The following is a 25,172-nucleotide window of genomic DNA, read 5'->3' on the forward strand; positions in this document are numbered from 1 at the left end:
CCTCAATATTCTTTCTTTATATACTACGTATTCCTTGGTTTGTGGACAACCTCTTATAGTATTTTCTAAAACGAATGATAAACGTCTAAAATGGTATTACCAACTAAAAGGTGTAAGTCTGTACATTGATGCATTAGAGGTCTGAGGCAACTTTTGATGGTGTGCCAACAATGCTCTATCGGATTTAGATCAGGTGAATATGTTGGAAGATAAAGCAAATGACAGCCAAAAGACTCTATTAATGACTTTGTTTTGGGAGTTTTATGGAATGTAGCATTATCCATAACTATGGTTGTATCACGCTGTAATTGTGGAAGTAATCTTCGCTCTAACCATACATTAAATATATCTTTATTACACCCTCCTGTGAAGGTCATTGGTGCAATAAACTTCTCATCCACCTATTATACTCACTCTTTCCCGCTTTTTTCCTGGAACATCAGCATATATTTTTTCTCCTCTTGGAGCTCGTGCATATTCTCGGTATAGTCTATTATCAACTCCTGCTTCATCTATATATAAAATGCTACAGTGGTCTATTTTTGAGACTTTATCGATAAATTGCTGCCTATCTTCTTGATTGCGCTCTTGATAGAATGTGACTTTTTTTAAAGGTTATTTTTAGCTGTCTTAATCTATACCAAATTGCACTTATCCCAAAGCCAAGGTTTTGTTTCATTTCTGCTAGTGTGTGATCTGGGTGTTTTTTGACATATTCTTTGAGTATTTCTGGATCTATTTTTCGAATAAAACCAGTACTTTTTACCGCTTTGAGACCTTGGCCAATAGCTTTCTTTTTTAGCCATCTATATAGTGTTGCTATCCCTATCTCAAAAACCTCTGCAACTTCAACCTTTGACTTTCCTTTTTCTACTAAAGACACTGCTTTTTCCCTTAAATCTACACTATATACCATCGCTTTCCCTACTTTAAAAAAACATATTATACCTTTATCATTCGCTTTTGAAAATACTATAGTTAGCGGAATGACGGTTTTTCAAATTGTCGGTAAATCTAAGTCAGTTTAGCTATAATTTCCTAAATTTGCTCACAATCTCTTGACTTGACACATATGTTTTTTTCCCAAATGTTACTATCTTCCTCCTTTTCCTTTCTCAATTTGTGCAACCATTTCCTTTACATTTGCATGCGTGAGAAGGGAATTTTTGCTGACATGAGATTTTGGATCAGATTTTGCTGTTACGTGTTTCGTTGCAGATCTTTTATTCTCTGTTAGAAATGAATGAGATTGTTTTTTCTTCACACCGATATCCGCTTGTGCTGCTGGAGTGGTTTTGCTTTCAGCAAGCTGTACATTAGCATTTCCTTTTGCTTGATTTTGCTCAAATTTTTCTTTTAATGCCTTTACTTTACTGCCCATCTCGCGATTAGCTCCTCCTTTCATAGTAGCTGCTGCTACTTTTGGTATCGCCTTACCAGCAGCTTTTTGTGCTGATTTCCTATTGTCTTGATTTTCAGATTTTAGTGGTACTCTTTCAGCTGATTTTTTAAGAATTACTCCTACTACTTTTGGCTCTGTGCTTACTTTTTGATTAGCACGGCTTAGATTTTTAGGCTTTGGCGGTACTGCAGGTTTATCTTTGATTACCACTTTCGATTCTTGTCTAACTTCTTGACCAGTAGTAAACATTTTTTTTGGCACTTGCGGTGGTTTTGGTGGTACGAGGGATTGAGGTTGTTGTTTCTGCTTACGTTCTCTTTTTGCTTCTATATGTTCTTTAGGAACTGTTGCATAAATTGGCTCTTCTTTGGGCGATTTTGAACTCTGCGAATTTTCTATTAAAATTTTACTCTTCTTCTCTTGATAATTTGATATCTCTTTGTATACAGACTCTTCATTTAATGAACTTCCATAGCCTGAATCTTCTCTCTGCTCATATAAAGGATTTTCCTTTTGCTTTTTCTCTTGATAATTTGATATGTCTTCATATTCAGACCCCTGATCTAATGAACTTTCATAGCCTGAATCCTCAGAAGGATTTTCCTTAGCATCAGGCATACTAAAACTATTAGCTCCTTTTAGTAAAGAAGATGTAGACTTTGCCTTGCTTTCTCCATCTGAGGATATTTCTGATTTAAAGCGTACCTTCCTCGAATCTGGAGCAGCCGGAGGTGCTGTTGTTGGTCGCTTTATTTGCCTCATGCGATTACCACCTAATTTTTCTTTCGGCTGTTCTTCTTTTCGCAGCTCAAAAGTACCTTCCTTTTGCTTTCTACCTTCCAAACTCACTTCGTGTGATCTATCTTTTCCTTGACTCTTTTCACTTTGTTCTAAATTTAAAGAATCTTTTAAAATATTATTTTTTCTGAAATCTTTTTCTAATTGTTCCAAGAGATCAATTTTTTTTAAAATTCTTGTATACTTAGCTGCTGTTTCTAAAGTGAAACTTGACAACTCATCATTTACAAAATTACTTATACTACTGTTCTTGGTTGGAAAATTTTTTCCCAAAATTCTATTCATTAATGTTTTAAAAAGACCTAATGGCTGTTCTACATAATTGTTCAAGTCAGTATATATAACAAACTCAGCTATACCTTTTGCCTCACCTGTAAAACCTTCTAATGCATGAGATAAATCCCTTAACGTTTTGTTATATTGTTTCTCTGCATTTCCTAGCTTTACAGCTTTGATCAGAGAATCGAGATTTTTTTTATAGTTCTCACTTTTAAATGGATTATTCATACTAATTACAGCTCATTATTTATTAAAATATAGATCTAAAATATTAAGATCTAGTAAATATTACTTTTGTAATTCATGTAGAACTATAGCTATAATAAGTAAGATTCCCTACGTCATACCGCCGCGGTATCTCCAGATCCCGCTAACAACTTACTATTACCCACAAATATGAGGTTCGTGAGCAAGTCGCCATCCTTCTGCTAAATCAAAGAGACGTTTATATCCTTTCCAAAGAGTAATTGGTCCTGGCTTTGGGTCATTTTTTCTTGCTAAATGGCCTCCAAGTTCATGAAACAGCTTCTTTTATGTTGGGAACTACACTTGGACATGGTTTTCTGTGTATTTTAACGTATAAAACTTTCCATTCTTCTTCAGCTAATAAGGTAGTACATGGTAATGTTGGGTTAGCTCTTGCAATTGATGTAATAAAGAAGATCCTCCAAGCAATAATACTCATAACTGTTAGATATCTCATTAGTCTTTCTGCTATTCCAAGCCTACATTCTTCAACTTTGAGACCGAATTTAAAATTTTATGTAATATCTCTATTTTCCATCTAAGGCAATACCAACTAATTTTTTCAACAGCTTCATCGAAAGTATTAACTGAAAGATTCGTTAATAGCATCCATTCTAGCGGTTTTTTTTAAGGGAAGGGGAGTTTTCTCAACAACATAAACTGCATAAAGTGGTAATTTAGGTAGTTCTTCCGTCTTATGCCTAATATTATTCTTAGATGGATTCATCATAAACTTTCCAAATCTAACTTCCAAACGTGCTGTTCTTTTTGGCTTATTATCTTTTACAGGAACTTCAACTTCTACCGTACCTGCACAATGAGAGGATTTAATAAATGCCCATAACTTCTGCTCACCTTTTTCAGGATATCGAGATTTTCTATTTACTGCTCTATCTCTGCATGCTCTAACTAGCACTGCCGAATTAAGATTATGTGCAAGCTCAAAAAAGTCATATATATCTGCTTCTCTATCGCATACAGTTATAGTCTCAGTTTGAGTTGGATCAATAATATTATTTGTTTTTCTTAAAGTTTCCAACCACTTTACGCTTTCTTTATCTTCAATGCGATCGCTCTTTTTTTTAAGGTTCTCAGTTTCTTCAGGTCTTGAATAAACTTTTTGATCTAGTATCCCTAGTACCAAACCTTCTATACTAACGGCAAGAGCTGTATGCATTATAATACCTTTTGCAGTATCATAACTGGACAAATTTGCTAATCCGCTTGTTTTTTTATAGTTATTATATACAATGTAACTGGTATCTTGAATGACAAGAACCCTCTTGTGAGCTTTTGTTCTCTCAACCGTCTTATTAATATGTGTAGCTAAAATATCACTTTCTTTTACATTCTCATTTTGAAAAAAACGGTATGCTGCTTTTGCTTCTGACCAACTTCCGCATGCCTCATTAATTGAGCTTTCAGGTAAACTTATCAAACTATCAGCAATCTTTACTAATCGGTCAGTTAATCTTTTATCTCCAAATTCATTTTTAGCCCATTCACTACTTTTACTTGCCATTTTACACCCTCAATATTTGCAAACTTTAATATTGTAATATTTTACTTTTTAGTCCATTTATATTTGTGGGTAATAGTAAGGAATGACACCGTCTTGGATGGAAACCAGTGTCAGCTACTTTCATGACACCATCACAAGGTGAAACTGGATCCCAGTGGGCTTTGTTACATCGCTCAAGTGAAAAGAACTGGCAGTTACTGACAAAATTCATTATAAATAGCCATTTAACTGTTGAAGAAAAAATATGCCACAAAAAATGAGAGTCAGTAACTGCCATGAATATAACAAATTTCTCCAAGAAAGAGGAAGCATTTTTTGTTATATCAATGACGCCATAGAAAATTGGTACGAGAATTGTCCAAAAATGCAGGGCGGCAACTATATTTATAGTGATAAAGTTGTGATTTTGGTGCATATAATCGTCAGTTTCTTTAGAATTGGTTTAAGACAAACAGTCGGGTTTATAAAAGGGTATTTGCAACAAATAGGAAGAGATTTGCAGCTATTCACAAGCATCAAAAGAAACTTAATATTAAGATAAATGATTGCAGAAAATAATATGGAAGATATCGAAATTGCTATAGACAGTACAGGAATTAGTATATACAACAACACACAGCAAGGAAAATAGCACTGACAGAAAATATCGTGGCTATGAGCAAACGAGAAAATTGCACGTAATGTTGAATATAAACAACAAAAAAGCCATAGCTGTAAAATACAGTAACGGCTGATCACTATGGAGCTTGTGATTTGCTAAAAGAAGTTGATTTTCAGCATGCCATAAAAGCACTATATGCAGATAGAGCATGTGATAGGCACAAGTTTTATAAGTTGTGTAACGAATATGATATAAAGACAAAAATTCCACCAATAAACAATGCGGCAGAACATCCAGAAATAGATTATATGTCTAACAGGAATGCTGCTATTAGGTTAATAAAATTATACGGTGAAGATGGCATGAAAGAATGGAAAAAAGAAGTAAATTATGGGAAAAGATCTTATATTGAAGGGTTTTTCTCAAGATTAAAGCAAATATTCGGATTTAGTTTTAGGAATAAATCTGAGATAAATCGAGAAAAAGAACTGCTAATCACATGCTATTTGCTTAATAAATTCACTGATATTGGTATGGCTAAATTTGAGATAGTTACATGAATTTACCATAAATCACCATCTCATAAAGTGTGATGCAACAAAGCCATCCCAGTGTCTGGGCACTGGGATGACAAGAAGAGAGCACTGGAATGACAGGAGAAGGGGGGCTACTACCGTCATAAAGGAACCAGTGTCAGTTACTCGGATGATACCTTTTTCTACTTAATTTGGGTTATGCAAGAAGTCTATTCGCGGTATAGATTCCGCTAACACGTAGCGGGATGACGGTTGTCGGTAAATCTAAGTCAGTTTAGCTATATGCTTTTAATTCCCCCAAAAGGAGAATTAAATATGTGAAGTTCTAGTTGATATGACTTAATGAATGGTTAGTTTAAATTACTAATTTATTTAAGAGATTTTGATAATATTTAACCCACTCGCTTTTCTATTTTCCATATCACGATGTGCTTGAATTATTTCATCAAATTTATATTTTTTATTGATCCGTACAGTTAAAAGTTTTTTTCTTATCATCTCGAAGATTTCCATTGTGGTAAGCACTAATGTGAATCTATCATGCTTATAATGATATATTAAGGTTCCAGTTGCAAATAACGAACGTGAACTAAGTAAAGAAAAACTAATAGGAGCGTTACCTGATATCTGCCCATAGGAAACGTATATGCCGAACCTGCCTAAAGATTCAAAAGAGAGCTTGCTTGTAGCGTAACCTATGGGGTCATATACTGCACCTACTCCTCTGTTTTGCGTAATCTCCATAATTTTAGAAACGAAGTCTTTATCATTGTAGTTTATTGCGTATGTGCAGCCACTTTGTAAAGCTATCTTCATTTTTTCATCAGAGCTTACAGAACCTATCACTACACCTTTTTTATCCTTTGCCCATTGGCATATTATTTGTCCTAAGCCACCATTAGCCCCATGAACTAGCACGAAAGCACCAGGCCTGATTTTATAAGATTGATTAACTAAATAGTGAGCTGTCATACCTTTAAACAGCACTGCAGCAGCAACTTCATCAGATATGTCATCTGGAATTTTTATCAGATATTTCTGGTGTATAATGCGCTTTTCACAATATGCCCCTGGAGGAGCTGTGCAATATCCAACTCTATCTCCGACCTTCAACCCATCACTGATTTTTTTACCAAGCTTTTCAATAATTCCCACTGCTTCCACTCCAAGCACTGATGGTAAATTTTTAATTTTGCGTGTACCTTTTCTGTGCTCTAAATCATAACGATTTAAGCCGATAGTTGTGTGACGCACTAAGACTTCCTCGCCTTTTGGCTCACCTATACTCTTATCTACAAATTCTAATACTTCTGGTCCCCCAGTTTTTTTTATTTGTATAGCTCTAACCATGGTGAATATAAGATAAAAACTTTGATTATGTTATCTAACAATTAATATTTTGCAAAATGTTATTTAGAGTTTATATACTACATAAGTGTATATTAATAGTTTTAAGGTATAAATTATAATGAATAGAGAAACTTGGCTTTATAGTGTTTTGTATAATGTGTTGTACAAAGTGGATGAAGATAACGATTTAGATACTAGTAATATAATAAAAAAAATAAAAGAAAGGCTAGAAAGTGGAATGCGAACTTCAAGCAAAGAAAACTATTATGAATATTTATATGCTTCTTGGGAAAAAAAAGGTTTTGATATTAATCACAAATTTGATTTGAAAGACTATGATGGCTTTCCAGTAGATAGTCTTTTTTCTATTGCTATTAATCACAAGCCTCACGCTTTATCAAATCTAGCGCAAGTTTTAATAAAAGCAGGGGCTAACGTGCAAAATGAGAAAGGATATTTACATGCCTGCGCTTTGACGCGTTCTCCAGATGTGTTAAAGGCTCTCATAGAAGCGGGGGTAAGTGATAGCCCACATGAACACTACGGTGGAAATACCGCTTTAGATTGTGTTACTGAATTATATGATGCAGAGAAGTCAATTGAATGCAAAGATTGCTGTAAGATTCTAATTAAGCATACATTGGAAAAAAAACCTCATGAAAAAATGCCAGATTCTGTAAAAAATAATAAGGAATTGGCTCAATATTGGAATGCTTGTGAAGCAAAGAATGAAGGATGGGAATTGATAACACCAAGCACTGAGACACAAGTAGTCGGTGCGCAAAAAGCAAATAAGAACTCCTGCTCAATTCAATAGATCTGTTGCATAATCATTATTTGAATAACAACGCACTCCTTCTATAGCTAACACGTCATACCGCCGCGGAGATCCCGCTAACAAGTAGCGGGATGACGAGGTTTACCTTATCGGATTACGTCATACCGCCGCGGTATCTCAAAGCATAGATCCCGCTAACGGGTAGCGGAATGACAGTTTTTCAAATTGTCGGTAAATCTAAGTCAGTTTAGCTATAGCTCACGCTGCTTGGGTGACAATAGGAAAAAGTTTATTACTTAAGCTTAAAAAATGTGTATGATAGTGTTATTTCGCTCAAATCTTTTGTGTTGTTATCAAGCATTATCTCAGGATCTATATAGAAAGATACGGGCATAGCTGCTTTTTGTTTTGCTAGCAACATTTGTTCTTCAAAGCAAAAACATGCAATTTTATTGAAATACTTACCTGCTTTGAAAGGCGTAACGTTATATACTGCCATACCAAATGAAGGCTGATCAGATAGATTTTTTGCGTAATAAAACGCTAAACTTTGTTCTCCTATGTTTACGTCAAAGTAGTTAGTTTCTGATTTAAACTCCCAAGGTAGATCGGACATTATATCAGCATTGAAATGGACCCTGATCTTTTGGTTAGTTATATTTGTTGTTGTGTTAGTTACTTTTCTTATTGTGCCACCATACCCAGTAGCTTTACAAAAAATGCTATATAGAGGCACCGATGCATATGCAAGACATAACATCAATACAACTAGAGATATTAGAAAGAAAACTATAGAATTCTTACTGCCTTTCCTTAAAAAGGAAAACATCTAATCCCTATTGTTGAACAAGTTAAGTAACCTGAGTAGATTGAGAAATATATTAATAAAGTCAAAATAAAGATTAGTTGCACCGAGTATTGCCAATTTAGTAGTAGCAACTTCTGATCCGTCATTATGTTTATAATAAACGTCCTTGATTCTTTGAGCATCATACGCAGTCATTAAGGTAAATACTATTACTGATATGAACGATATTGCAAAGTGGAGAGGACTACTTCCAAGAAATAAATTTACTATAGACGCAATGATTAACCCCAAGACTCCCATAATCAAGAAAGATCCCATACTTGTAAGATCTCTTTTTGTAGTATTACCATATAAAGCCATAGAGCCAAACATGATTGATGTAATGAAAAACGCCCTTGCTATATTTTCTGCAGTATAAACTATAAAAATATAAGATAAGGAAAGCCCCATCAACACTGAGAACGAGAAAAATATAGTAACGGCAGACTGAGCACTTAGGTGTTGAATTCTATAAGACATGTAGAACACCAATGCAACCGGAGATAACATTACCACAAGCGATAGAACGGGATTAGAATAAATTACTTGAAAAAGACCAGAAAATACTGTTAAAAATGCAACAAGCCCTGTGACGCCCAAAGCTAAAGCCATGTAGTTATATACTTTAGTTAGGTAACTTCTAAGCCCAGCACTATAATAAACGCCTTGAGAGCGAATATCCTGTTCATTTCTCATGTAAGACATAATATAACTCCTTTTATCCATTACTTAACACATTATAATATAAAACCATATTTTTATCAAGTGTTTTTATTATAAACAGCTATGCGCTGGCATTTGTTTTAATATAAATAGAATATAGGCCTATTGCTGCTGCATTTGAAACATTTAAACTGTTAATTGCATTTGACATTGGTATTTTTAAAAGATAATCACAGTTTTCTTTAACTAGTCTTCGTACCCCTTTCTCTTCAGAACCAAAAATAATTACTCTTTTTTTCTCAAAACTCTTTATTTCATCTATATTTTCTTTAGTATTGCAATCAAACCCATAACACCAGTAACCGACCTTTTTTAAATACTGCATAGTTTTTACTATATTTGTAACGTATATTAGCGGGACAATATCCAATGCTCCACTTGCTGCTTTTGCAATAGATGCATTTTCACTCGGTGAATGATTATGTGGTAAAACCAATGCGTTAACATTAAAGCAGGCCGAAGTTCTTAAAATTGACCCAATATTGTGTGTGTCAGTGACTTGATCTAAAATGACTATAGTAGAGCTGTCGTTTGAGCTTTCAGCTACTTCTTCGATGCTTAAGTTATAAAGAATAGGGGCAACATTTAAAGCAATTCCTTGATGGTTAGCACCTTTGGGTAAAACGTCATTAAGTATTTTGTTTTCTACTAATCGAACTTTAATGCCCTTACTATTTGCACATTGCCTAATTTCTTTTTCATGTTCTCTATAGAAATTTTCTGTTACTAACAGTTCTATACACCGCCTATTTTTATTCTTCAGTGCTGACATGCAGGTGTGCTTTCCATACAGCCAAAAATTCTCATTAGTTTTTGACGATTTCATCGTATTATCGAAAATTGGATTTTCATAGAATAAGCAACATTTTACTATGTTTGGATATTGTTGTAAAATTATACAATTCGATTAATGCGTTTATGTCGGACGATGAGTTGGATTGGCAAAAAAATGTTAAGCCAATAAAATGTGGAAAAGTTACTTTAAAAGTTGATCATAAAGTAAATATAAAGTCTATGGTTGATAAAGGTACCTCCGACTTACAAGGGAATTTTCTTAATACCAATAATGGTAACTCATCATTTTGTCTTGACCAAAACACAAAATCAAAGATTGATAGGGGTAAATATTTTATAAGCGATAAGCTCGATTTGCATGGCTATAATATAGAGGATGCTTACTGTAAATTGATAGATTTTATTATCAAAAATTATCGAGCAGGGAATAGATGTTTATTGGTAATTACGGGATACGGCAGTGCAACAAATAAAACAGACACTATAAAGAATAACTTAAATAAGTGGTTAAATGATACTAAAATCCAGCATATGGTTCTATACTACCAGCAAGCTACGAAAAAACATGGTGGTAAAGGGGCTTTTTATGTTTTATTAAGAAGGCTTAGGCCCTATTAGCTGCTTAAGTTTCCTTTTAAGCCTTAATTTTTCTTGTATAACCATACAGTGTTCGGCAGCGCGTGACGCACAACTGTGCGAACATTGTGATTTGGGTCTACCAGGAGGGATGTCTCCCAGTACCTCTTTTCCCGTCATCCCGCTACGTGTTAGCGGGATCTCATTTCACTTTATGAGGGTGTCATCCGAATAGCTTGACTACTTGGATCCAGATTGGATACTGAGTTGGTGAGTATAAAAGTATAGCTTCTACGTCATACCGCCGCGGTATCTCAGCCGCTAACAAGTAGCGGGGTGACGAGTTACTATACCGCTGCGAACCGTCATACCGCGATTTATTCCATAGCTGTACGAACATTCATTTTTGAAGGTAAACTGCACAGCAAATGGTGTCATTCCAGTGCTTGACACTGGAATCCAGCCGGCTTTGTTGCATCGCTAGCTATGATGGATTAAAGATAAAAAAGGTGGAGAATATCAGTAGCTTATTATTCTGGTATTTATAACAAGAACGGTCAGTGAATACCTAAATTTGAGTAAAAGAAATTTCACTACCACTCACTAATCCGGCTAAAATTCAAGAATTTCAATGCTTTAGCTATTTTCAATAGAATTAAATTTATTAATATAAATAACAAGTTACTATTCTTAAATTTGATCAGATTGATTGCAAAAAAAACAAGATTTTCAATAAGTTGCTTATAATCCTAATTATAGTTAGCCTTTCATAAGTAGCGATGCAACAAAGCCATTCCAGCGTCACGCGCTGCCATGTGATATACAATTTCCTTCGAATTACAACGTACGTGCGCTCTATATGCACTTGATTGACAAATGCTCTCTTATCAAAATCTCAAGAATCTGCACTATATTTAATGCTGCGCCTTTGCGCAGGTTGTCAGCCACTATCCACATATTTAATCCGTGCTCAACAGTATTGTCTCTTCTAATACGCGATACATATACAGCATTCTCCTGTACAACATCAATTTGAGTTATGTATTCACTATCTTCACGCCTGTTGTACACTAAAACTCCACTATCTTCGGCTTCACTTAGCACTTCACGAGCTTGTTCTTCAGTGATATGTTGATCAAATTCCACATTTACTGCCATAGCGTGACCGATAAAGACGGGTACCCTTACACAAGTTGCAGTAACTTTTATATCTTCCTCTAAAATTTTTTTTGTCTCCTCTTGCATTTTCCATTCCTCTTCTGTAGAGCCATTTTCCATGAATTCTCCTACATGGGGAATGCAATTGAATGCTATTTGCTTAGAGAATATCTTGGGTTTTTTAGCTTCGTTCATAAAGATTTTTTTTGTCTGGTCATAGAGCTCATCCATTGCTGCTTTGCCTGCACCAGAAGTTGATTGATAAGTTGAAGCAACGATTCTCTTTATTTTTGCTTTTTGGTGTAATAGATGTAGTACTAGCAGCATCTGTATTGTAGTACAGTTTGGATTGGATATTATGTTGTGGTTTTTATATTCCATAATTTTTTCTTTATTAATCTCTGGAATAATGAGTGGCACACCCTCTTTCATTCTAAAATGGGAACTGTTATCTATCACGATGCATCCAGCCTGTGTTGCAATTGGTACATACTCTTCAGAAACATGAGATCCAGCACAGAAAATGGCTACATTAGTTCCAACGAAGTCATAATCCTCAAGGCATAAAACTGTTAACTCTTTGTCACCAAAGCTCACCTTCTTCCCTTCTGATTTTTTCGATGCAAGTGCAATAACGCAATCTATCGCCTCATCTTGAAATTCAGCAAGCGTGCTTAATACCTCACGCCCTACTCTTCCGGTTGCTCCAATAACAGCAATTTTGTATCTCATATAGATGAACCTCTAATTTTAAAGTTCTATTATATTTTTACTGACAAAATTTACAATTGTTTTAATATTTTTACCTTGCAATTAATTGTAATTTAGCTATTATTATGCAATATTAGTAATATTACATAATGAAATGAAAGATGAGTAAGGAATACGATGAAACTAAGGTTAAACCTGCAATGTCTACACCTCAAGGGCCTGAAGGAACCAATGGATCAAAGGCCCAAAGTGTTCTTTCGAATAAAAGAAAGCCTACAATAAATTTTGATGATAAAAAGTATGGTGTAAAAACCTCTAAAATAGACCAACAGTCTCTAAACAAAAGACAAGAATCTTCAAAGCTAAGAGATCTCTTAAGGTCAATACCAATAATAAGGAGATTTTTAGCAAGGATTTTCACACCTGAAAAAATAGAAATCATCAGTAACCCTATATATGACAACATGGAAGCATATAAAAAATCGCAGGAAGATTACCCTAGTAAGATAAAAGATGAAACTAGTATAGATGATGAACACACAAAAGAAGTAGATAGTAAACTTGAGAAGGGTAATGTTGAACAAGTGGACAACAAGAAAAGTCGTAGTTCATAAATATCAATCATTTAAAAATTATCTCTAGTTATAACATTGTATCTGTTCAGATGCATGGCTCATGTACAAATATTGAAACAAAAATTCCAGTGCTCCTTTCTCGTCATCCCAGTGCGTGACACTTGTATCTTTATGATGTGAGGCATTAGAGCTAAAATACCTCACAGGGAGGGTGAAGCTGATGCGACACTAATGCCATTAAGCCAGATTTTGCTTCCCTCCCATAGAGTTAAAGACTGAACAGTATCTTTTGGAATTATATCCCGTATTACAAGGTTAGTCTAAACTCTCAGTTTATTTATAGTCTTGGAGGCAATTTTATGCAAGTAAATGCTATTTTGGGTGTGGATATTTCAAAAAAGAAATTTGATGTTTGTTTGTTAGTGGACAGTAAAAAACGACACAAAGTCTTTCAAAATAATCAAGATGGTTTTGCAAAACTTGTAGTTTGGTGCAATGGCCATGGAGCAAATCTTACTCATTTATGTCTTGAAGCAACTAGTTGGTATGGAGAAGATTTGGCTACTTTCATGCACGATTTAGGACATAATGTCAGTATAGTAAACCCAGAAAGCTTTTGGCAAAAGTGAGCTGCTCAGAAATAAGACAGATAAATCAGATGCAGCTATAGATTTTGTATCGCTAACAAACCTGCTCTTTGGAAGCCCATTGCACCTGAATTTAGGCATTTGAGGGCGTTGCATGCAATCTCTAAAAGATGATAAGGCGCAACAGACGAATCGCTTGGAAAACAAAAATATGCATTCCAATTGCAAAGAAGCTATATCTAAAGTAATTTTGGCAATAGAGGAGCAAATTATTGTTCTCGAAAAAGAAATTAATGAGCATATAAATAACTATCCACATCTAAAAAATATGGTGGAAAACCTTAAGACTATAAAAGGTATAGGATATCTTACTGCTGTTGCTGTTGTCGCAGAAATGCCATCAGTTGATAACTTTGACAATGCTAAACAATTTACAGCTTTTGCTGGTCTAAATCCAGGACATTATCAATCGGTATCGTCAGTAAGTAAGAGAAGTTGCATATGCAAAATAGGATCTGAGCGTATTCGAAAAGCTCTTTATATGCCAGCTATAGTAGTCAAAAACCATAATAATCATTTTCAAAAGTTTTGTCAGCGTCTAGCAAGTAAAGGCAAATGTCCAAAAGTCATAGTTCTTGCGTTAATGCGAAAATTAATGCATGTCTTTTTTGGTATTCTTAAAAATAATCAACCATTTAATTGTAATTTTGTTGGATAATTTGTTTGACAGCAGAGACAGTATCTGGGATCCAGATTGGGCACTAAGTTGGTAAACACGAAAGCGATCAATCCTTTACAACGTTTTTGATGGAACTGCGCGAAAGAACTGGATGCCAGTGTCACGCACTGGCATGACACCCATTTCTTCCTATAGTTGTCTTTTCTCGTCTACCTTATTTTGCCACTCTGCTGAACAGATACATAACATTTGCTATACAGAAACTCTGCGATACCAAAATAAATAAAGAGGTACGCCACTTGCAGTGAATAAGCTTGCGATCAGCAAGGTATTCACAGAAGTTTCAAATATTACCCAGCAGCAAAAGGTTGTTGCTATACTGCCAATTAAAAATTTGTAACAACTCTTTTCTTGCACAATAACTTTGAGAAAAGCAAGACTGCATGCAAGGTAAACAAATAAAAATGAAACTACAGAAAAGTCGATAATTGATGTGATCTGCTTAGCAAAATTGTTGCTTGAAGTGAGGATTAGTAAAGTTGCAGTTCCAACTGAGCTAGTTGTTATGCCCCAGAAAGGAGAACCGTGCTTGTTTCTTTGAGCAAAAAACTGTGGCATCAGTTTATCTTTTGCAAGGCCAAGGGCCACTTGTCCACTAGCTAGTACCCAAGCGTTTAAAGTACCAACACAAAAAATGAACGCAGTTATAGAAATAATCAAGTGCCAATTGCCAGAGGCCATAATTTTTATTGCGTCAACATATGGTGCTCTTGAACTTGCTAAATCATTGCCATTTATTAATCCCATAATTGCAAGATTGTTGATAAAATACACAACAGCAACAGAGATTGTTCCAAGTACCACAGCTCTTGGTATTGTTCTAGCTGGATTATCAACTGACCCTGCAGGTGCTGTTGCCAATTCAACTCCAATAAAACCCCATAGAGTAATAAGTGTAGAACGGGCAAGAATCTGCGATGTTGTAAGATTTGATATTTCTTCACTTATGATGAAGTTATTTCTATCAAAAAAAAACAATGCTGCTATAGGTATTACAAGCAATACAGAAATTTTTATCACCGTCAATAAAAACTCAACACGTCCAGCAGTAGCTACTCCTCTAAAATTTATTAGTGTAATAATTGTAAGTAATAACATCTCTAAAAACAGATGTACGTTTTGAATATCTTCATGGAAAAATGGTGTAAGATAACCAACACCCACAACTATTACGGCTGTTGTGCTAACCCATGAGATCACCCAATACGTCCAACCAACAAAAAAAGCTGCAGCAGGGCCAAAAGCATGCTTTACATAGACGTGAGGGCCACCCGTTTCCGGAAATTTTGCGCAGAGTGAGGCAAAAACTAAAGCAAGAGATATAGCACCAAGCCCTGATATTATCCAGCTTATAAGGCTATACATGCCATATGGAGCAAGGCTAATTGGAAGCATAAAAATTCCAGAGCCAATTTGGCTGCTAATCACTAAGGCAAAAATAGCCCAAAAACCTATTTTATTTGACACAATAATTCTTATCTAAATAGATTAACAATATACCCTAAACTCAGAAATTTCAATTGATCTTTTAACATAAAAACTTGCATTTTTTTCAATTTATTCCTAAAATAGATTATATTAACAGATTATTAAGAGGGGGTTATGAATCCGAGATTAAAAGCATTTTTGGTTGTTTGTAGTATTATTGCATTTTTGATTGCACTTTTGTTTCTCGTGTATTATTTAAATCTTCTTGTTAACTATATCCTTGACCCGATTCTAGTTCGTCCCTTTGAAAGATTATACAAAAACTTAATTGTTGATGGTCTTTATGCCTATTTATCTACAAGCACTTCTAGCCCTGCACTAGCATTTTTGGCTACAGGTTTTATTGTTATTGCTGCGTTTATTTGCCTGAATAAAATGCTTCTTCCCTTGCAAGAGAAGATCATAAACAACTATACCTCCTTTAAAAACAACAATATTGATAGCAATAGCATGTTGTTTGAGGTTTATAAAGATCCAACAATAAAATTAAAGGACAAAATCTTATTCTTCAGTATACACTTGATATATTACCTACAGCTTCCATTTTTGTATATTGCATCAAAGGTATCAGCTCTACGTGGGTTTCTTATATTTAATTTTGGTTTATTATTGTTAAATTATGCACTGCTAATTCCAGTAGCACTTCTTGAGTTAATAAAATATCCATCAGTAAAACTCTTTTCACCTTTGGGTTTGAATGTAAAGCAGCTAAGCTTTTTGTTTAATGTAAGTGATGTGGGCACTAGTAGTCAGAGCGTTCACACGAGTAGTTTTCAGCAAAGCGTTATTGAATGTGCCAAAAAATTAAAGGAAGAACATGGTACGCCGTTAAATGAGTTGGATGAAGAGTTTAAAAGTTATATAAGCGGTTTAACAAGTCAGCAAAAACGAATGATAGAACCTTATCTAAGATTGGATGGTTATGAAACTGGGGAGTGGGTAAATTGGGTAGATTCACAAACCGGATTGACATTGACACAGGCTATAAATTTAGTTTTAATTGCGGCAAGAGAGCAAAATGCAGACGTAGAACTATTGAAATCTATATTACTGGTTCGCTTTGAAGAAAGTAACCGCCAATGTGGTCCTGGAATGCTTCTCCGTATTATTTATGCATTAAGTGGCCTTGAAGCAGAAAACAACTTTGCAGCTCAACTGGAGCCTCAGCTAATGGGGAAGTTGGCTGGTAATGCTACTAAAAGATTTCTTGAGAAATATGTGGATAAGCACTACCATAAAATAAAAGTTTTGAAAGAAAATTTTGATAATTTGTATTCACCAAGTTCTGGGGTGGATTTGAGCAACGTGAGTGATGAAGTAAAGGACGGCATTTCTTATACAAGAGATGCTATAAAAGAATTCGTGTTTAAGGAATTATATGTAAAGTTTTATAACGACTATGGGGAGCATATTCAGAGAGGGCAGATAAAACAAAGTTAAGGGAGTTAATAACGGATGAAGTCGTAGACGCGGCAATATATTCTAAAATAGATGAAATAGAAATCCCTGCAGAACCACCTACTTATCTTGAAAGAGTAAAAGCATTTTTTGGAGGTCATGCAAGGTCTTCTGCTGCTTAGTGGTTTAGTTCGTGCTATATAGCTAAACTAACTTAGATTTACTGACAATTTTAAAACAACAAATTCGTCATTCCGCTACTAGTTAGCGGAATCTATACCGCGAATGAATCCATAGCTGTACGAACATTGTGATTTGAGAGCAATTTCCACAGCAAATGGTGTCATTCCAGTGCTTGGCACTGGAATCCAGCCTTTATTATGCAGCCACTTGGTTGAAATTAAGTCTTCTGGATCCCAGTGTCTAGGCACTGGGATGACACCATTTGCTGTGCAATTTACCTTCAAAAATGAATGTTCGTACAGCTATGGAATGAATCGTGGTATGACGCGTTAGCTATAGCTTTGTCCTCCCTTTTCTAAATGGCTTGCAAGCTGCTATCTCTACAAAAACTATATTTTTCTTCAGAAGAGAGTTATATTGTAACTATGGACAAAATAATCATAAAAAAATTTGGTGGGACTTCGCTAACTGATTTAAACCGAGTTGCAAATTTGATAAAAAACGATATTGAGAAAGGTTGTAATGTAATCGTTGTTGTATCTGCTGTTGCAGGATTTACTGACCAAATGGTTTTTCAGGCTAGGCAAATCTCAAATTTAAGTTATAGACAAGAGTTATCAGAGTATGACGTTATGCTTTCAGCAGGAGAACAAATCTCTTGCGGTCTATTAGCTATCACTCTCCAATCGATCGGAGTTAATGCTAAATCGTGGCTTGCCTGGCAGTTACCAATTGTAACTGATGATTTTTATTCTGAGTCTAAAATAAAAACAATAAAGATTGAACGTGTGAAAAGATCTTTTGCTGAGGGTTATACTGCTGCGATCATTGCTGGTTTTCAGGGTATAAATGATGATAGAATCACTACTTTTGGAAGAGGAGGCTCTGATATATCAGCAGTTGCCTTCGCGGTAGCCTTTGGTGTTAGAACTTGCGAAATTTTTACTGATATTGATGGAATATATACAGCAGACCCGAGAATTGTTCCAAAGGCACGCAAGCTCAAATTTATCTCTTACGATGAAATGTTGGAAATGTCGTCATCTGGTGCTAAAATACTGCATAATCGTTCAGTACAACTTGCAATGAAACATAACATTAAAGTGCAAGTGCTATCCACTTTTAAGGAAGTAGAAGGCACCACAGTGCTACACAAAAGGGATGTACTAGAGAGATACTTAATTACTGGAATAACTTATAGCACTAATGAAGCTCTTGTAACTTTCACTAACCTTGCAAATAACTTGCGTACTTTAAGAGATATAGCAGGAGCAAACGTTAAAATTGATATGATACATGGGTCAAGTTTTGTTATCTCCAAATTTGATATTGATTTAATGGAAAAGTTACTGAATAAGAATGAAAATTATGCTATAAACGATAATGTAGCTAAAATTTCAATAATTGGTATTGGTGTTATGTCTAACACTGAAGTGATGCACCGCACACTCAAGGTTTTAAGCGAAAAAAAGATAGAAATACTTGCTATCACAACATCTGAAATCAAAATCAGTATAATTGTTCAAAAAGAATGCGCTGCAGCTTTAGTCAAAGATTTACATACTGAGTATGAGCTTGATATGCAGCACTAGGATAGGCTTGACGTCCAGTTGTCTAAGAGTATGTCTTGAAAAGGAATGAGGAAAAAAATATGATAGTGTAAGTAAAAAATAGGAGGGAAAATTGTATCCAAGTGATATAAGTGATAAGGAATGGGAAATTTTGGAGCCACATGTTGCACAAGGAAAGATAGGGAGGCCAAGAAAGCACAATATCAGAACAATTATTAATGCAATAAGGTATATAATGAGAGGTGGTTGTCAATGGAGAATGCTGCCGAAAGATTTTCCTCCATGGAAGACGGTGTATGACTATTTTCTCAGGTGACGTAGTAATGGCAAATTGGAAAAAATACATAATATGCTAGTAAAAGAGGTAAGAAAAATGTTTGGTAAAAATGAAACACCTTCAGTAGGAATAATTGACAGTCAATCAGTAAAAACCACTCAAAAAGGGGATCCAGAGGATATGATGCTGAAAAAAAAATAAAGGGTAGAAAACATCATATTGTTGTAGATACAGTGGGCTTAATTATTGCGGCTGATGTTCATAGTGCAAGTGTTCAAGATCGTGATGGTGCTCTAAATCTTTTCACTCAAGCTAAATACAAGGCTCCAACTTTACGTAAGTTTTTTGCTGATCAAGGATACATAGCAAAACCGCTGTTTATTGGAGACAGGATACGATTACCAAGAAAGCTGTTGATGTTACAGGATTTTTCGACAATCTGGACCACAATTTAGCACTGCAGGCTATCAAGAAGCACACAGACTGCAAATGGGTCATACTGTATGTTGAAAGGTGGATGAAATCCCCTATTCAGCAAGCAGATGGCAGTAAGGTAGTTAGGGAAAAAAGGAGTTCCGCAAGGAGGTTCAATAAGCCCAATCATTTCAAACATATTTATACACCATGCATTTGATATATGGATGAAACAAAATCACCCAACAGTACCATTTGAAAGATATGTGGATGATGCGATAGTGCACTGCAGAACTAAAAGACAGGCAGAATTTATGCGAGCAGCAATCGAAGAAAGATTGGCACAATGTAAGCTAAAATTGCAACCTGATACCAATGCCATTCCAAAACTCCATCATTATACTGCCTTAGTATAACCTTCTCACTTCTATTGTCTATTTGTTTGTTATGTAATAGAAATTGGTATGAGATTGAAGAATTAAGTGTGAACGGTTACAGAATTTTTGCCAGGAGAAACATATAGTTGAAGTAATTCAGATTTGTAAGATATGTTTATCTGCAATTATAGCTTCAACAGTAGGCAATGTTGCTTTTAATTACCTCAACATTTTCTCTTGGCAATTCTTTAATGAACCGAGAAGTGCGCATCGGTTGCCACTGGTTGTTAATTTCCCTCCTATCTGCACATGAAATGATTAACCTTTCCTTTGCCCTGGTTATGCCAACATATGCAAGTCTTCTTTCTTCTTCTAAAGCTTTACCACTTTTGTCATCAAAAGATCTTTGATGAGGAAATAATCCCTCTTCCCAACCAGGTAGAAACACGCACGGGAATTCAAGTCCTTTGGCTGCATGAAGAGTCATAACATATACGGTGTCATCGTTATTCATATTATCCACTTCCATCACCAGACTTATATGCTCCAAGAAAGTTGTGGCATTATCGAAATTTTTTAAAGATGAGATGAGCTCTTTAACATTTTCTATTCGTGCTAAGCCTGTTACCTCCTCATTTTCAAGCATTTCAATATATCCTGATTGGTTTGCTACGATTTTAACGAATTCATGCAGTGGTTTTACGCTTACTATTTCTTCCCAAGCTTTAATTTTATTTAAAAAATCGTTGAGTGAGAGTTTAATTCTTTCGGTTACCTGATTACTATTAACTAATATTTTTGCTGCCTCAAAAAAAGAAATTTTGTTATCCTGAGCAGTCGTGTATATTTTCTTTAGAGTTGTAGCTCCTATGCTTCTTTTTGGCCGATTTACTATCCTTTCGAAAGCTAAGTCATCGTTATTGTTTGTAACAAGTCTTAAATATGCAATTATATCCCTGACTTCCTGACGTTCGTAGAATTTTACGCCACTTATAATCTTGTAGGGAATTGAATATTTTATAAAATACTCTTCGAGAACTCTAGTTTGAAAAGTGGCCCTTACCAGCACTGCAATGTCACTAAATCTGTATTTATTGAGTTTCAATATCTGTTCGCTTATGAACCTTGCTTCAGCTTTCCCATCCCATAATTTTATTAGATTTACCTTTTCCCCTTCAATGTTTGTTGTCCACAATTTTTTTTCTAAGCGAGTCTTATTGTGATTGATAACATATGACGCAGTTGCAAGTATGTGGGATGTTGACCTGTAGTTACACTCTAGTTTAACGGTTTTTGCATTTTTAAAATCATCAGAAAACTTCAAAATATTTTCAACTTCTGCACCACGCCAACTATATATCGACTGGTCATCATCTCCTACACAGCAAATATTTGAGTGCTCTTTTGCAAGGTATTTTAGCCAAAGATATTGTATCGCATTTGTATCTTGATATTCATCTACCATGACATATTTAAACTTGTTTTGGTAGTAGGACAGAACTTCGGTCTTTTGATTAAAGAGCTGTATGTTATATAGCAATAAGTCACCAAAATCGACAGAATTAAGGAATTTCAACCTTTCCTGATACTGGTGATAGACCTTGAGTGCAGTTACATATACTGGCCTAAATGATTGAATATCTTCCACTTCAGATGGCAATAAGCACTTCTCTTTCCATTGCTGAATAATATTCATAATGGTCTTACATTTTTCTGATAGGTAATCAGGATTTATTTCATTGATAATATTTTTTATTACCTGTAATTGGTCATCCACACCAATGATTGTAAAATTGGGGTTTAAGCCCACAATTTCTGCGTGCATGCGCAAAATTTTTGCTGCAATTGCATGGAAAGTGCCAAGCCATGGTATGTTTGTGCCCGTTAGCTCAAGTACCCTTGATACCATCTCATTTGCTGCTTTATTTGTAAATGTAACTGCTAATATCTCATCAGAATAAGCGTGACCGTTTCTAATTATGTGTGCTATTCTTGAAGTAATCGTTCTTGTTTTTCCCGTCCCGGCTCCTGCCAGTATCAAAACTGGTCCATCTATGTTAGTTACAGCTGATTGTTGTTCTGGATTTAGCAGTGAGAGATAATCGTTCATCGTAGCCCTATAGATTATAACTTCGTAAAGTTAAACCTATGATTGAAATATTGTAAAGGTTTTATTGAATAGAACAGTTAAAGAATGCTTCACTCAAGTACTACATATTTAAACGTAGGTTTTACATCTATTTTGTTTTAGTAGTTTCAGGTGTATGTCGAGTAACAACAACTTGATTTGAGGTATTGGCACCAGAACTTCTGCTTGTTGGGTGGATAAGTGGAGTTTGGAATGGCTTATATGTACGCCTTCATTTCTATTTCTTCAGCTTTATAATAATTTAAAATGGAGCTGGAGCTTTGTAGTACAATGTTTTCAAACGTTTAATATAATATTGACTTTACCACGATAGTCACTTTAAATTAGTAACTATTGTTGCAGTTAAAGTATCGATGCCTTTTTTCTTTTATTTTTTTGCAATTCTCAGCATTTTATCTGCTGTATGCGTAATTAGTGTAAGAAATCCTGTGCATGCAGTATTATTTTTAATTTTCACCTTCGTTAACTCTGCAGTTCTTTTCATTCTCCTTGGAGCTGAGTTCATTGCTATGATGGTGATGATAGTATACATCGGTGCGGTTGCGGTGTTGTTCCTCTTTGTAGTTATGATGCTCGATATTGACTACATAAGGTTGCGCCAGGGTTTTGCAAAGCATTGCACTCTTGGTGCTATGTTGTGTGTTGTGTTTTTTCTAGTCATCAGCTTTGTAATCCGCAGCTCAGCACCGAATATAAGCAATGTTATAAACTATAATACCAATAATGTGAAAGCTATTGGTAATTTGCTGTATACCGACTACATGTACGCTTTTCATCTTTCTGGTATTCTGCTGCTTGTTGCAATTGTCGGTGCAATTGCTCTTACTTTGCAGGACAAGAAAAAAGGAGTTAAAAAACAGAATGTATTAAAGCAATTGACACAATCTTCATCTGTAAAATTGATTAAGGCTAAATTTGGAAAAGGAGTAGAATGGAAATAGGATTAAATCACTTTTTGATAGTTGCTGCTGTTTTGTTCACTATTGGAGTGTGCGGTATTTTCATCAACCGTAAGAGCATAATCAATATATTGTTATCAATAGAAATATTATTGCTGGCAATTAATATCAACTTAGTTGCTTTTTCTGCCTTTATGAATGATATAGTTGGGCAAATTTTTGTGATGTTTGTGTTGACTGTTGCGGCAGCAGAGTCAGGAGTTGGGCTTGCAATATTGGTTGTATATTATAGAAGCCGTGGCAATATAGATGTTGAACAAGCAAATTTAATGAAAGAATGAAAGTATGATGGATATACTGAAATTAATAGTATTTTTGCCACTTTTTGGTTCGCTATTTGCAGCACTTTTTAGAAAAAGTCAGTTAGTTACAACGGCAGGGATTGGAATATCTGCAGTTTTATCTTGGTATGTTTTTCTCACCTTCTCTGAAAATTATCACTTGAGTTTATTTCCTTTGTTTTCATTGAGCATCTTAAAAGTAAATTGGGCAATTAGTGTGGATGCTCTCTCATCCTTAATGCTTATTGTTATTACCACCGTTTCACTGGTAGTACATCTCTACTCTATCGGTTATATGGAGCATGATAAGGGGAAGTCGAGGTTTTTTTCTTACCTATCGCTATTTACGTTTTGCATGATTGTGCTGGTTGTAAGCGATAATTTCGTGCAGCTTTTTTTTGGCTGGGAAGGAGTTGGCCTGTGTTCTTATTTACTCATAGGATTTTGGTTCCAAAAATATTCTGCAAATAATGCAGCAATTAAAGCATTTGTTGTGAATAGGGTAGGAGACTTTGCACTATTGATTGGGATCTTTCTTATTTATTATACATTTCACTCTTTGAAATTTACTGAAGTTTTTGACACAGCTGATCTTCTTGGCACGCAGAACATTAGAGCATTCTGCTGTGAATTCAAAGTAACTCATATAATATGCATATTACTTTTTATTGGCTGTATGGGTAAATCTGCACAGCTTGGTTTACATGTTTGGTTGCCAGATGCAATGGAAGGGCCAACTCCTGTTTCTGCACTTATTCACGCAGCAACGATGGTAACAGCAGGTATATTTTTAGTAGCAAAGTGTTCTCCATTGTTTGAGTTATCAAATGTGGCACGAGAATTAATAGTTATCGTTGGAGCACTCACTGCTTTTTTTGCAGCCACCGTTGCAATTACTCAGAACGATATAAAGAAAATAATTGCTTATTCAACCTGCAGTCAACTTGGTTATATGTTCATGGCATGTGGGCTTTCTGCTTACAATGTTGCTATTTTTCATTTAATGACCCACGCTTTTTTTAAAGCTCTACTATTTCTTGGTGCTGGCAATGTAATTCATGCAATGCATCATGAGCAAAACATTCAGAAAATGGGAAATTGCTGGAAGAAAATCCCTTGCACTTACACTCTCATGTGGATTGGGTCTCTTGCGCTTTCTGGAATATTTCCATTTGCAGGTTTTTACTCAAAGGATTTGATAATTGAACATGCTTATAGCACGGATAGCTTTGCTTTTGTAATAAGCTTAGTTGTTGCATTCTTCACAGCGTTTTACTCTTGGAGGTTATTGCTTCTTGTGTTCCACAGCCAAAAACAAAGTAAAATTAATATACATGAGGCACCAAAGATTATGCTTATACCATTACTGATACTTGCTTTTGGTTCGGTATTTTCTGGAGTGTGGGGAGCAAATATTTTGAACATAACTAGTAATGCGTTTTGGAAATCAAGTTTAGTAGTTATTGATGAGCATGGAGTTCATAATTTCTTTATAAAACTACTGCCAACCTTAGCAAGCCTAAGTGGAATAGCACTTGCGTACCTAATTTACCAATATCAAGTAATTAGGCAAATTAAGAGTAAATTTTTACTTAAGTTTTTGCAGAATAAATGGTACTTTGATGAGGTGTATGAGTTTGTTATCATTGCACCGATAAGGTTTATATCTAGGCTTCTATGGAAGTTTGATGTTAAGGCTATTGATTCATTTGGGCCAAATGGTATTGTAAGGTTGGTTAATGAATGTTCAAAAAGTTCTATAAAGTTACAAACTGGTTATATATTTGATTATGCATTTATTATGTTTGTTACTTTAATAATCGGTGCTTTATATATTATTGGAATTAAATAG

The 25,172-nt window shown here is 35.0% G+C and carries 24 protein-coding genes and 3 pseudogenes; 15 read left to right on the forward strand and 12 right to left on the reverse strand.

Annotated elements, in window-relative coordinates; genetic code table 11:
- Nucleotides 1–65: 65 nt before the first annotated feature.
- From OOK89_RS05845 to OOK89_RS05860, 4 genes and pseudogenes are all read right to left on the reverse strand, one after another.
- On the reverse strand, nt 66–401 hold the full coding sequence (locus tag OOK89_RS05845) for a transposase (protein ID WP_049973597.1): 336 nt from the start codon (nt 399–401) through the stop codon (nt 66–68).
- Between the two features lie 167 nt (nt 402–568).
- On the reverse strand, nt 569–916 hold the full coding sequence (locus tag OOK89_RS05850) for a transposase (RefSeq protein WP_264718954.1): 348 nt from the start codon (nt 914–916) through the stop codon (nt 569–571).
- Between the two features lie 177 nt (nt 917–1,093).
- A complete protein-coding gene (locus OOK89_RS05855; RefSeq protein ID WP_010962938.1) occupies nt 1,094–2,707 on the reverse strand; it encodes a hypothetical protein in 1,614 nt (537 codons plus the stop codon).
- A gap of 156 nt (nt 2,708–2,863) precedes the next feature.
- Nucleotides 2,864–4,247 (reverse strand): annotated as a pseudogene (locus tag OOK89_RS05860) (IS4 family transposase).
- 107 nt (nt 4,248–4,354) lie between these two features.
- On the opposite strand from OOK89_RS05860, the gene OOK89_RS05865 reads away from it, so the two are divergent.
- Together OOK89_RS05865 and OOK89_RS06680 are read left to right on the forward strand one after the other, a co-directional pair.
- Nucleotides 4,355–4,507 (forward strand): hypothetical protein, encoded by a 153-nt coding sequence (locus OOK89_RS05865; RefSeq protein ID WP_155975182.1) that lies wholly within the window; start codon nt 4,355–4,357, stop codon nt 4,505–4,507.
- Nucleotides 4,492–5,408 (forward strand): annotated as a pseudogene (locus OOK89_RS06680) (IS5 family transposase). Before OOK89_RS05865 ends, OOK89_RS06680 begins: the two are co-directional and overlap by 16 nt.
- 348 nt (nt 5,409–5,756) lie before the next feature.
- On the opposite strand, the gene OOK89_RS05880 reads toward OOK89_RS06680, so the two are convergent.
- The gene (locus OOK89_RS05880) at nt 5,757–6,734 is read right to left on the reverse strand and encodes a quinone oxidoreductase family protein (protein ID WP_264718956.1); all 978 of its coding nucleotides are present in this window, start codon (nt 6,732–6,734) and stop codon (nt 5,757–5,759) included.
- 118 nt (nt 6,735–6,852) lie between these two features.
- On the opposite strand from OOK89_RS05880, the gene OOK89_RS05885 reads away from it, so the two are divergent.
- Complete coding sequence (locus OOK89_RS05885; protein WP_264718957.1) at nt 6,853–7,551, forward strand: ankyrin repeat domain-containing protein; 699 nt, start codon at nt 6,853–6,855, stop codon at nt 7,549–7,551.
- Nucleotides 7,552–7,804: 253 nt separating this feature from the next.
- Here the strand turns inward: OOK89_RS05885 and OOK89_RS05890 are convergent, their stop codons facing one another.
- The 3 genes from OOK89_RS05890 to rlmB all read right to left on the reverse strand — a co-directional run bounded on the left by OOK89_RS05890 (nt 7,805) and on the right by rlmB (nt 9,908).
- Nucleotides 7,805–8,341 carry a cytochrome c oxidase assembly protein gene (locus tag OOK89_RS05890; RefSeq protein WP_264718958.1) on the reverse strand — a complete coding sequence of 179 codons (537 nt, stop codon included), beginning with the start codon at nt 8,339–8,341 and terminating at the stop codon, nt 7,805–7,807.
- A complete protein-coding gene (locus OOK89_RS05895) occupies nt 8,342–9,064 on the reverse strand; it encodes a Bax inhibitor-1/YccA family protein (RefSeq protein WP_264719329.1) in 723 nt (240 codons plus the stop codon).
- Nucleotides 9,065–9,143: 79 nt separating this feature from the next.
- Entirely contained in the window at nt 9,144–9,908 is a 765-nt protein-coding gene (gene rlmB / locus OOK89_RS05900; protein WP_264718959.1) for a 23S rRNA (guanosine(2251)-2'-O)-methyltransferase RlmB, read from the reverse strand.
- Between the two features lie 92 nt (nt 9,909–10,000).
- Here rlmB and OOK89_RS05905 point away from each other — a divergent pair, with 92 nt between their 5' ends.
- Nucleotides 10,001–10,495, forward strand: a complete 495-nt coding sequence (locus tag OOK89_RS05905) for a Smr/MutS family protein (RefSeq protein ID WP_264718960.1) — start codon at nt 10,001–10,003, stop codon at nt 10,493–10,495.
- Between the two features lie 279 nt (nt 10,496–10,774).
- On the opposite strand, the gene OOK89_RS05910 is transcribed toward OOK89_RS05905, so the two are convergent.
- Together OOK89_RS05910 and OOK89_RS05915 are read right to left on the reverse strand one after the other, a co-directional pair.
- Nucleotides 10,775–10,906: a hypothetical protein gene (locus OOK89_RS05910; RefSeq protein ID WP_255356250.1), complete on the reverse strand. Its 132-nt coding sequence runs from the start codon at nt 10,904–10,906 to the stop codon at nt 10,775–10,777.
- Between the two features lie 402 nt (nt 10,907–11,308).
- Nucleotides 11,309–12,343: an aspartate-semialdehyde dehydrogenase gene (locus OOK89_RS05915; protein WP_010962945.1), complete on the reverse strand. Its 1,035-nt coding sequence runs from the start codon at nt 12,341–12,343 to the stop codon at nt 11,309–11,311.
- A 140-nt stretch (nt 12,344–12,483) separates the two neighbouring features.
- On the opposite strand from OOK89_RS05915, the gene OOK89_RS05920 reads away from it, so the two are divergent.
- Nucleotides 12,484–12,936 carry a hypothetical protein gene (locus tag OOK89_RS05920; protein ID WP_015589289.1) on the forward strand — a complete coding sequence of 151 codons (453 nt, stop codon included), beginning with the start codon at nt 12,484–12,486 and terminating at the stop codon, nt 12,934–12,936.
- A 320-nt stretch (nt 12,937–13,256) separates the two neighbouring features.
- Nucleotides 13,257–14,202: pseudogene (locus tag OOK89_RS06685) on the forward strand (IS110 family transposase).
- 213 nt (nt 14,203–14,415) lie between these two features.
- On the opposite strand, the gene OOK89_RS05935 reads toward OOK89_RS06685, so the two are convergent.
- Nucleotides 14,416–15,690 (reverse strand): APC family permease, encoded by a 1,275-nt coding sequence (locus OOK89_RS05935; RefSeq protein WP_010082345.1) that lies wholly within the window; start codon nt 15,688–15,690, stop codon nt 14,416–14,418.
- Between the two features lie 135 nt (nt 15,691–15,825).
- Here OOK89_RS05935 and OOK89_RS05940 point away from each other — a divergent pair, with 135 nt between their 5' ends.
- The 6 genes from OOK89_RS05940 to OOK89_RS05960 all read left to right on the forward strand — a co-directional run bounded on the left by OOK89_RS05940 (nt 15,826) and on the right by OOK89_RS05960 (nt 19,970).
- The gene (locus OOK89_RS05940; protein ID WP_264718964.1) at nt 15,826–17,151 is read left to right on the forward strand and encodes a hypothetical protein; all 1,326 of its coding nucleotides are present in this window, start codon (nt 15,826–15,828) and stop codon (nt 17,149–17,151) included.
- Nucleotides 17,152–17,424: 273 nt separating this feature from the next.
- Nucleotides 17,425–17,625, forward strand: a complete 201-nt coding sequence (locus OOK89_RS06545) for a hypothetical protein (RefSeq protein WP_410529708.1) — start codon at nt 17,425–17,427, stop codon at nt 17,623–17,625.
- Nucleotides 17,626–17,717: 92 nt separating this feature from the next.
- The gene (locus OOK89_RS05950) at nt 17,718–18,884 is read left to right on the forward strand and encodes an aspartate kinase (protein ID WP_264707409.1); all 1,167 of its coding nucleotides are present in this window, start codon (nt 17,718–17,720) and stop codon (nt 18,882–18,884) included.
- Nucleotides 18,885–18,975: 91 nt separating this feature from the next.
- Nucleotides 18,976–19,179 carry an IS5 family transposase gene (locus tag OOK89_RS05955; RefSeq protein WP_007549940.1) on the forward strand — a complete coding sequence of 68 codons (204 nt, stop codon included), beginning with the start codon at nt 18,976–18,978 and terminating at the stop codon, nt 19,177–19,179.
- Nucleotides 19,180–19,358: 179 nt separating this feature from the next.
- The gene (locus tag OOK89_RS06495) at nt 19,359–19,595 is read left to right on the forward strand and encodes a hypothetical protein (protein WP_238513961.1); all 237 of its coding nucleotides are present in this window, start codon (nt 19,359–19,361) and stop codon (nt 19,593–19,595) included.
- Between the two features lie 162 nt (nt 19,596–19,757).
- Nucleotides 19,758–19,970: a hypothetical protein gene (locus OOK89_RS05960; protein WP_065094389.1), complete on the forward strand. Its 213-nt coding sequence runs from the start codon at nt 19,758–19,760 to the stop codon at nt 19,968–19,970.
- A 154-nt stretch (nt 19,971–20,124) separates the two neighbouring features.
- Here OOK89_RS05960 and OOK89_RS05965 read toward each other — a convergent pair whose 3' ends face one another.
- The gene (locus OOK89_RS05965; protein ID WP_264705275.1) at nt 20,125–22,041 is read right to left on the reverse strand and encodes an ATP-dependent helicase; all 1,917 of its coding nucleotides are present in this window, start codon (nt 22,039–22,041) and stop codon (nt 20,125–20,127) included.
- A 392-nt stretch (nt 22,042–22,433) separates the two neighbouring features.
- On the opposite strand from OOK89_RS05965, the gene OOK89_RS05970 reads away from it, so the two are divergent.
- From OOK89_RS05970 to nuoL, 3 genes are read left to right on the forward strand one after another with little or no spacing between them, the layout of a single operon-like run.
- A complete protein-coding gene (locus OOK89_RS05970) occupies nt 22,434–23,021 on the forward strand; it encodes an NADH-quinone oxidoreductase subunit J (protein WP_006279581.1) in 588 nt (195 codons plus the stop codon).
- On the forward strand, nt 23,012–23,320 hold the full coding sequence (nuoK, locus tag OOK89_RS05975; RefSeq protein ID WP_006012916.1) for an NADH-quinone oxidoreductase subunit NuoK: 309 nt from the start codon (nt 23,012–23,014) through the stop codon (nt 23,318–23,320). Before OOK89_RS05970 ends, nuoK begins: the two co-directional genes overlap by 10 nt.
- Before the next feature lie 4 nt (nt 23,321–23,324).
- On the forward strand, nt 23,325–25,172 hold the full coding sequence (gene nuoL / locus OOK89_RS05980; protein ID WP_264718965.1) for an NADH-quinone oxidoreductase subunit L: 1,848 nt from the start codon (nt 23,325–23,327) through the stop codon (nt 25,170–25,172).

The organism is Wolbachia endosymbiont (group A) of Lasioglossum morio (genome assembly GCF_947250585.1).
In the GTDB taxonomy this organism is placed as follows: Bacteria; Pseudomonadota; Alphaproteobacteria; order Rickettsiales; family Anaplasmataceae; genus Wolbachia; species Wolbachia pipientis.

Excerpts from the sequence above, each read along its gene's own strand:
- OOK89_RS05950 (WP_264707409.1), top strand. The coding sequence starts at position 17,718 with ATGGACAAAATAATCATAAAAAAATTTGGTGGGACTTCGCTAACTGAT.
- rlmB (WP_264718959.1), bottom strand. The coding sequence starts at position 9,908 with ATGAAATCGTCAAAAACTAATGAGAATTTTTGGCTGTATGGAAAGCAC.
- nuoK (WP_006012916.1), top strand. The coding sequence starts at position 23,012 with ATGGAAATAGGATTAAATCACTTTTTGATAGTTGCTGCTGTTTTGTTC.
- OOK89_RS05905 (WP_264718960.1), top strand. The coding sequence starts at position 10,001 with ATGTCGGACGATGAGTTGGATTGGCAAAAAAATGTTAAGCCAATAAAA.
- OOK89_RS05880 (WP_264718956.1), bottom strand. The coding sequence starts at position 6,734 with ATGGTTAGAGCTATACAAATAAAAAAAACTGGGGGACCAGAAGTATTA.
- OOK89_RS05920 (WP_015589289.1), top strand. The coding sequence starts at position 12,484 with ATGAGTAAGGAATACGATGAAACTAAGGTTAAACCTGCAATGTCTACA.
- OOK89_RS05890 (WP_264718958.1), bottom strand. The coding sequence starts at position 8,341 with ATGTTTTCCTTTTTAAGGAAAGGCAGTAAGAATTCTATAGTTTTCTTT.
- nuoL (WP_264718965.1), top strand. The coding sequence starts at position 23,325 with ATGATGGATATACTGAAATTAATAGTATTTTTGCCACTTTTTGGTTCG.
- OOK89_RS05940 (WP_264718964.1), top strand. The coding sequence starts at position 15,826 with ATGAATCCGAGATTAAAAGCATTTTTGGTTGTTTGTAGTATTATTGCA.
- OOK89_RS05970 (WP_006279581.1), top strand. The coding sequence starts at position 22,434 with ATGCCTTTTTTCTTTTATTTTTTTGCAATTCTCAGCATTTTATCTGCT.
- OOK89_RS05895 (WP_264719329.1), bottom strand. The coding sequence starts at position 9,064 with ATGTCTTACATGAGAAATGAACAGGATATTCGCTCTCAAGGCGTTTAT.
- OOK89_RS05855 (WP_010962938.1), bottom strand. The coding sequence starts at position 2,707 with ATGAATAATCCATTTAAAAGTGAGAACTATAAAAAAAATCTCGATTCT.
- OOK89_RS05850 (WP_264718954.1), bottom strand. The coding sequence starts at position 916 with ATGGTATATAGTGTAGATTTAAGGGAAAAAGCAGTGTCTTTAGTAGAA.
- OOK89_RS05915 (WP_010962945.1), bottom strand. The coding sequence starts at position 12,343 with ATGAGATACAAAATTGCTGTTATTGGAGCAACCGGAAGAGTAGGGCGT.
- OOK89_RS05965 (WP_264705275.1), bottom strand. The coding sequence starts at position 22,041 with ATGAACGATTATCTCTCACTGCTAAATCCAGAACAACAATCAGCTGTA.
- OOK89_RS05885 (WP_264718957.1), top strand. The coding sequence starts at position 6,853 with ATGAATAGAGAAACTTGGCTTTATAGTGTTTTGTATAATGTGTTGTAC.